The following is a 5,766-nucleotide window of genomic DNA, read 5'->3' as shown; positions in this document are numbered from 1 at the left end:
CTGCGTCCATGGCGTGGTGGACGTCGATGCGGACCTTTCTGAGGTCGAGACGGAGCAGGTTCATATTGACCTTGAGACCGCTGATCTCTTTGGTGACCTCGGCCGCCAGTTGCTTTCACCGCGATATCGCGCCCGACAATGTGATTTTGCTGGGCGCCAGTCAGCAGCCCTTGTTGCTGGATTTTGGTGCGGCGCGCCGCGTGATCGGTGACATGACGCAGGCCTTGACCGTTATTCTCAAGCCCGGCTACGCGCCGGTGGAGCAGTACGCCGAAGCGCCCAATATGAAGCAGGGCGGCTGGACCGATGTCTACGCCTTGGCGGCGTCGGTGCACTTTGCCATCATGGGCCGCACGCCGCCGACTTCGGTCGGGCGGTTGATGAGCGACAGCTATGTGCCGCTGGCGGAGTCGGCCGCGGGGCGCTACAGCCCGAAGTTTTTGCAGGCCATTGACCGCGCGCTGCGGGTGCGGCCTGAGGACCGTACGGCGTCGATTGCCGATTTGCGCGCCGATTTGGGTCTCGGCGGCGCCGCGTCCGCCCAACCGGAGTCCCTCCGCAGTCATTTGGATGCGCCGACGCAGATCAGCGCCCACGCTGCAACTGCAACTGCAACTGCGCCGGCGCCGGCACCGGTAGCAAAGTCAGGCAAGGCTGTTTGGCTGGGCCTGGGTGCCTTGCTGCTGGCGGCTGCTGGTGGCGGCGTCTATGTGTTAAGCGGACAAGAGAAGGGGCAAGACCCGGCGCTGGCCGAGCCGGCCGTGGTCAAGCCAGCGCTGGCTCTGCCGACACCGACGCCCGCTTTGACCACCGCCGCAGCGGCCAGCCTTGCACCGAGCCAAGCGTTTGAGCAAATTTTGCAAGCCCAAACGGCGGGATTCAAGGTCACGGCGACAAGTGCCAAACAGCAGTTCCGTATTGGCAAAGATCCGCTGGCCTTCACGGTCGAGTCCGCGCGTGACGGGTTCGTCAACGTGTTGATGCTGGGCCAAGACGGGGCCTTGCTGCTGCTGTTCCCCAATGCTCAGGCGCCCGACAACCGGATCAAGGCGGGCAGGCCGCTGGCGTTGCCGCAGAACAGCTGGCCGCTGGAGACCGCCGAGCCGCCGGGACCCCAGCAGTTTTTGGTGATCGTCAGCGCTCAGCCGCGTGACTACAGTGCGCTGAGCAAAGAGCGCGACGAGATGTTCCTGAAGCTGCCGACCGGCGAGCAGGCCGCCGCCTTGACGCAAGCGCTGAAGGCAAACGGTCAGCTGACCACGTCATATTTGCTGGGGCTAGGCCGCGCCTGCTCGGCGAGCAACTGCGATGATTTCGGCGCTGCACAGTTCGCTGTCGAGGTTGTCCGCTGAGCCACGGCGCTAGGGGCTTGCGGTCAGCGTCTGCGAATGCTGCAATTTGACTGTCACGGAGTGCTGCTACCGTGCTGGGCTGGCTTGGGCTTGGGCTTGGGCTTGGGGCCGGAAGATAGCCCTTGTTTGAAGGCGCTGGATTTTTAGAAAAACTTAATGTTCAGCGCCGCCGTCTTGCTTTAAAGTGCATAGCGCTTGAGTCACCCACCTGTGTTGACACAGCTCAAATTTTCACCCAATAAGCCAAGTGAGTGAGTCATTGATGAGTGATTTTGAAGCGATGGAGAGCAAGGTGGCCGAGTGGCTCTTGCCGCTGCCGAGTGAGGCCTCGCCCTGCGGTCCCGATCTTGAGTACGACAATGAATTTCTGGCGTTGACGCAGGCCGCGGCCGGCAAGCCTGAGTCGCAGTTTGGCCCCGCGGAGTTGCCCGTGTGGCGCAATGTGGTCGGCATGGCCGAGGCGCTGATGGCGCGTACGCGCGATTTGCGGATCGCGATTCTTTGGTTGCGCGGATGCCTGCACACTCAAGGTTATGGTGCCTTTCCGGTCGGGTTGAAGTTGCTGCATGGCTTGATCAGTAGCCATTGGACCCCTATCCACCCGCTGCCCGACCCGGATGACGGCGACCCCTATGCGCGGGTCAATGCCCTGACCTTGCTGCGTGAGAACGAAGGCTTGCTGGGAGATTTGCGCGCCGCCTTGTTGGTCGAGGATCGCAGCATCGGCTTGCTGAGCGTGCGTGCGGTCGAGCTCGCACTTGGGCTGGCGACGGCGCGCAGCGATGAAGAGACGCTCGGGCAGGGCCCGGTCAAGCAGATGCTGGCCGCCGCGCTGGCCAAGGATGCCGGGCTGCGAGCGCAATGCCAGGAGGCGGTGACACAAGTGCGGCAATTGACGGCCGCGCTGAACGAAGCGCTTGGCAGTGAGCAGGCACCGGATTTGCGGCCGCTCTACAGTATTTCCAACGGCGTGCTGAGCTGCCTTCCTGCGGACGAGGCGACCGAAGCCACCAGCGACCAGGCTGCTGAGGGTGCGAACGAGCGCGCGCCGGGCGGCGCGGCTGCTGGTGCCTCAAGCAAGAAGGGCCTGTCCGGCAGCGTCAACTCGCGGGAAGATGCGATCCGAGCGATTGCCATGGTCTGCGAATATCTTGAGCGAGCCGAGCCCGCCAATCCGGCCCAGCTCTTTCTGCGCCGCGGTAGCCAGCTGATCAATCAAAACTTCTTGCAGTTGATGAAGCTGCTGGCACCTGACGCCTTGTCCGGCGTCGCCGGGCTGGTAGGGGTCGACCCGTACAGCATTGACGGCCCTGAACAGTGATGATTCGCGCTGTTTGTGTTTTTTTCATATTTGTAGTTCTTCACCGTCGCACAGGAGCTTGGAATGAGTAGCAGCCAAAAATTCATCGCGCGCAATCGCGCGCCACGGGTCCAGATTGAATATGACGTCGAGGTTTACGGCGCCGAGAAAAAGGTTCAACTGCCGTTCGTGATGGGCGTGATGGCCGATTTATCCGGCAACCCGGCCGACCCTTTGGCGCCGGTGGCGGACCGCAAGTTTCTGGAAGTCGATGTTGATAACTTCGATGCCCGCATGAAGGCGATGAAGCCACGTGTGGCCATGCAAGTGCCGAACTCGCTGACCGGCGAAGGCAATCTGAGCGTCGACATCACCTTCGACAGCATGGATGACTTCTCACCCGACGCGGTGGCGCGCAAGGTGGATTCGCTCAGCAAGCTGCTGGATGCGCGCCAACAGTTGCAAAACCTAGTGACTTATATGGACGGCAAGGGCGGCGCTGAAGAGTTGATCGGCAAGTTGATCAATGACCCGGCCTTGTTGGGGGCGCTGGCCTCGTCGGCGAAGCCGCCGGACGCTTGAGTTCAGTCAGCTCATCCCGCACCCAACAATTCACCCAAAAGATACTGGAGAAATAGATGGCCAACTCCCAAGACGTCCAAGCCTCCGCATCATCAGCCGCGCTGGCCAGCGTAGCGATGGAAGGCAGTGACCTCGCTTCGCTGCTGCAAAAAGAATTCAAGCCCAAGTCCGACGAAGCGAAAAGCGCGGTCGAACAAGCGGTGCAAACCCTGGCCCAGCAGGCGCTGAGCCAGACCGCGCTGATCGGCAGCGACACCGTGGCGTCGATCGAGGCGATGATCGCCGCGATCGATAAGAAGCTGTCGGAGCAGATCAACCTGATCCTGCATCACCAAGACTTTCAAAAGCTCGAAGGCGCTTGGCGCGGTCTGCATTACATGGTGAACAACACCGAGACCGATGAGTCGCTGAAGATCCGGGTGATGAACGTCTCCAAGGCCGAGTTGGGCAAGACGCTGAAGCGCTACAAGGGCACCAGCTGGGATCAAAGCCCGATCTTCAAGAAGGTCTATGCCGAGGAGTTCAGCCAGTTCGGCGGTGAGCCTTTCGGTTGCCTGGTCGGTGACTATCACTTCGACCAGAGCGCACCCGATGTGGAGCTGCTGTCGGAGATGGCCAAGATTGCCGCGGCCGCCCATGCGCCCTTCATCACCGGCGGCTCGCCGACCCTGATGCAGATGGACTCGTGGCAGGAGTTGGCCAATCCACGCGATTTGACCAAGATCTTCACGACGCCAGAGTACGCCGCTTGGCGCTCGCTGCGTGAGTCAGAAGACTCCAAATACATCGGCCTGGCGATGCCGCGTTTCTTGTCACGCATGCCTTATGGCGCCAAGACAAACCCGGTGGAAGCCTTTAATTTCGAGGAAGACACTGGCTCGGCCGACCACGGCAAGTACACCTGGGCCAATGCCGCCTACGCGATGGCCACCAATATCAACCGCTCCTTCAAGGAGAACGGTTGGTGCACGCGGATTCGCGGTATCGAATCGGGCGGTGCGGTGCAAAACCTGCCCACCCACACCTTCCCGACCGATGACGGCGGCGTGGACATGAAATGCCCGACCGAAATCGCGATTGAAGACCGTCGCGAGGCCGAGTTAGCCAAGAACGGCTTCATGCCCCTGGTGCACCGCAAGAACAGCGATTTCGCCGCCTTCATCGGCGCGCAGTCGCTGCACAAGCCGGCCGAGTACGACGATCCGGACGCGACCGCCAACGCCAATTTGGCCGCCCGCTTGCCGTATCTGTTTGCCACTTGCCGCTTCGCGCATTACCTGAAGTGCATCGTGCGCGACAAGATCGGCTCGTTCAAGGAGCGCGCCGAAGTCGAGCGCTGGCTGACCAAGTGGGTGATGCAATATGTCGACGGCGATCCGGCCAACTCGTCCGAGCAAACCAAGGCGAAAAAGCCCTTGGCTGCGGCCGAAGTGGTGGTGGAAGAAGATCCGGCCAACCCAGGCTATTACAGCTCCAAGTTTTTCCTGCGGCCGCATTACCAGTTGGAAGGGCTGACCGTCTCGCTGCGGCTGGTGTACAAGCTGCCATCGGTCAAGGGCTAGACAAGCGCTTTAGTTTCAACCTTCCCCGGTCGGCTGCATGGCTGGGGGCGCTCTCAAACTGAGCGTTTTTTGCAGTATCTAACGCCCAATTTGGGTGGCATTTCAGGAGAGCATCATGGCATTGGATATGTTCATCAATTTGGGCGCAGCCATCAAAGGCGAGAGCCGCGACAAAGCACAAGGCGCCAAGGGCGACGTTGATGTGTTGGCCTGGAGCTGGGGGATGTCGCAGTCCGGCTCGACCCATATGGGCGGTGGCGGCGGCGCCGGCAAGGCCAACTTCCAGGATTTGTCGTTCACCAAGTATGTGGACTCTGCATCAAGCGCCCTGATGGTCGCCTTGGCCAAGGGCAGTCACATCGCCGAGGTGGTATTGATGGTGCGCAAGGCCGGCGAAGGCCAGCAAAAGTACATCCTCATCACGATGAAGGAAGTGATCGTCACCTCCGTCAGCACCGGTGGCTCCGGTGGCGAAGACCGCCTGACCGAGAACGTCACGCTGAACTTCGCCAAGGTGGCCTTCGACTACTTCAAGCAAGATTCCAAGGGCGCAGTGGCCAGCGCCGGTATCTTCAAGTGGAACATCGCCCAGAACGTGGCGGGCTGATTCCACAACAGGCCGCGCCGCATGGGTTTTGCGGCGCGGCCTGTGTCGGGCCGAGAACACGCCGCCGACCCCCGATCAGGCCTCGCAACAGGCCTGATCGGTTTTTGGATCGGCATTTGCTGGCCGGGCCTCGGTCTGCGTGAGGCCCCGCATCCCCCTGGTTGGTTGCGCCGCAGATGGGCAGCGCAACCGTCTTGCACTGGCATACCCGAGGCACTCCACGATGGCCGACACCCGCGCCGCAGAACAGGCCCTCAAGGATGGCGACGCCCTGCGCGCCTTGAAGCTGCTGACCGAGCAGGTCCGCGCCCATCCGCAGGACGCCAAGCTGCGCGTCTTCCTGTTCCAGCTGCTGTGCGTGCT

Annotated in this window: 5 protein-coding genes; all 5 read left to right on the top strand. The window is 61.6% G+C overall.

Annotated features, from left to right (window positions below; genetic code table 11):
* The first annotated feature begins 71 nt into the window (after window positions 1-71).
* The 5 genes from RMO57_RS05130 (at window position 72) to RMO57_RS05110 (ending at window position 5,403) form a co-directional block, all read left to right on the top strand.
* Window positions 72-1,352: a DUF4384 domain-containing protein gene (locus RMO57_RS05130; protein ID WP_310384850.1), complete on the top strand. Its 1,281-nt coding sequence runs from the start codon at window positions 72-74 to the stop codon at window positions 1,350-1,352.
* A 262-nt stretch (window positions 1,353-1,614) separates the two neighbouring features.
* Complete coding sequence (gene tssA, locus RMO57_RS05125) at window positions 1,615-2,673, top strand: type VI secretion system protein TssA (protein ID WP_310384848.1); 1,059 nt, start codon at window positions 1,615-1,617, stop codon at window positions 2,671-2,673.
* A gap of 63 nt (window positions 2,674-2,736) precedes the next feature.
* Window positions 2,737-3,234, top strand: a complete 498-nt coding sequence (tssB, locus tag RMO57_RS05120) for a type VI secretion system contractile sheath small subunit (RefSeq protein ID WP_310384845.1) — start codon at window positions 2,737-2,739, stop codon at window positions 3,232-3,234.
* A gap of 116 nt (window positions 3,235-3,350) precedes the next feature.
* A complete protein-coding gene (gene tssC, locus RMO57_RS05115; RefSeq protein ID WP_414896374.1) occupies window positions 3,351-4,796 on the top strand; it encodes a type VI secretion system contractile sheath large subunit in 1,446 nt (481 codons plus the stop codon).
* Between the two features lie 115 nt (window positions 4,797-4,911).
* Window positions 4,912-5,403 carry a type VI secretion system tube protein Hcp gene (locus RMO57_RS05110; RefSeq protein ID WP_310384841.1) on the top strand — a complete coding sequence of 164 codons (492 nt, stop codon included), beginning with the start codon at window positions 4,912-4,914 and terminating at the stop codon, window positions 5,401-5,403.
* Window positions 5,404-5,766: the final 363 nt, after the last annotated feature.

The organism is Roseateles sp., from assembly GCF_031397715.1.
Classification (GTDB): domain Bacteria; phylum Pseudomonadota; class Gammaproteobacteria; order Burkholderiales; family Burkholderiaceae_C; genus Paucibacter_A.
This window is presented reverse-complemented; position numbering and strand designations above follow the sequence as displayed.

What these genes read in the sequence shown, in the direction of transcription:
- tssA (WP_310384848.1), top strand. Translation starts at nt 1,615, where the DNA reads ATGAGTGATTTTGAAGCGATGGAGAGCAAGGTGGCCGAGTGGCTCTTG.
- tssB (WP_310384845.1), top strand. Translation starts at nt 2,737, where the DNA reads ATGAGTAGCAGCCAAAAATTCATCGCGCGCAATCGCGCGCCACGGGTC.
- tssC (WP_414896374.1), top strand. Translation starts at nt 3,351, where the DNA reads ATGGAAGGCAGTGACCTCGCTTCGCTGCTGCAAAAAGAATTCAAGCCC.
- RMO57_RS05110 (WP_310384841.1), top strand. Translation starts at nt 4,912, where the DNA reads ATGGCATTGGATATGTTCATCAATTTGGGCGCAGCCATCAAAGGCGAG.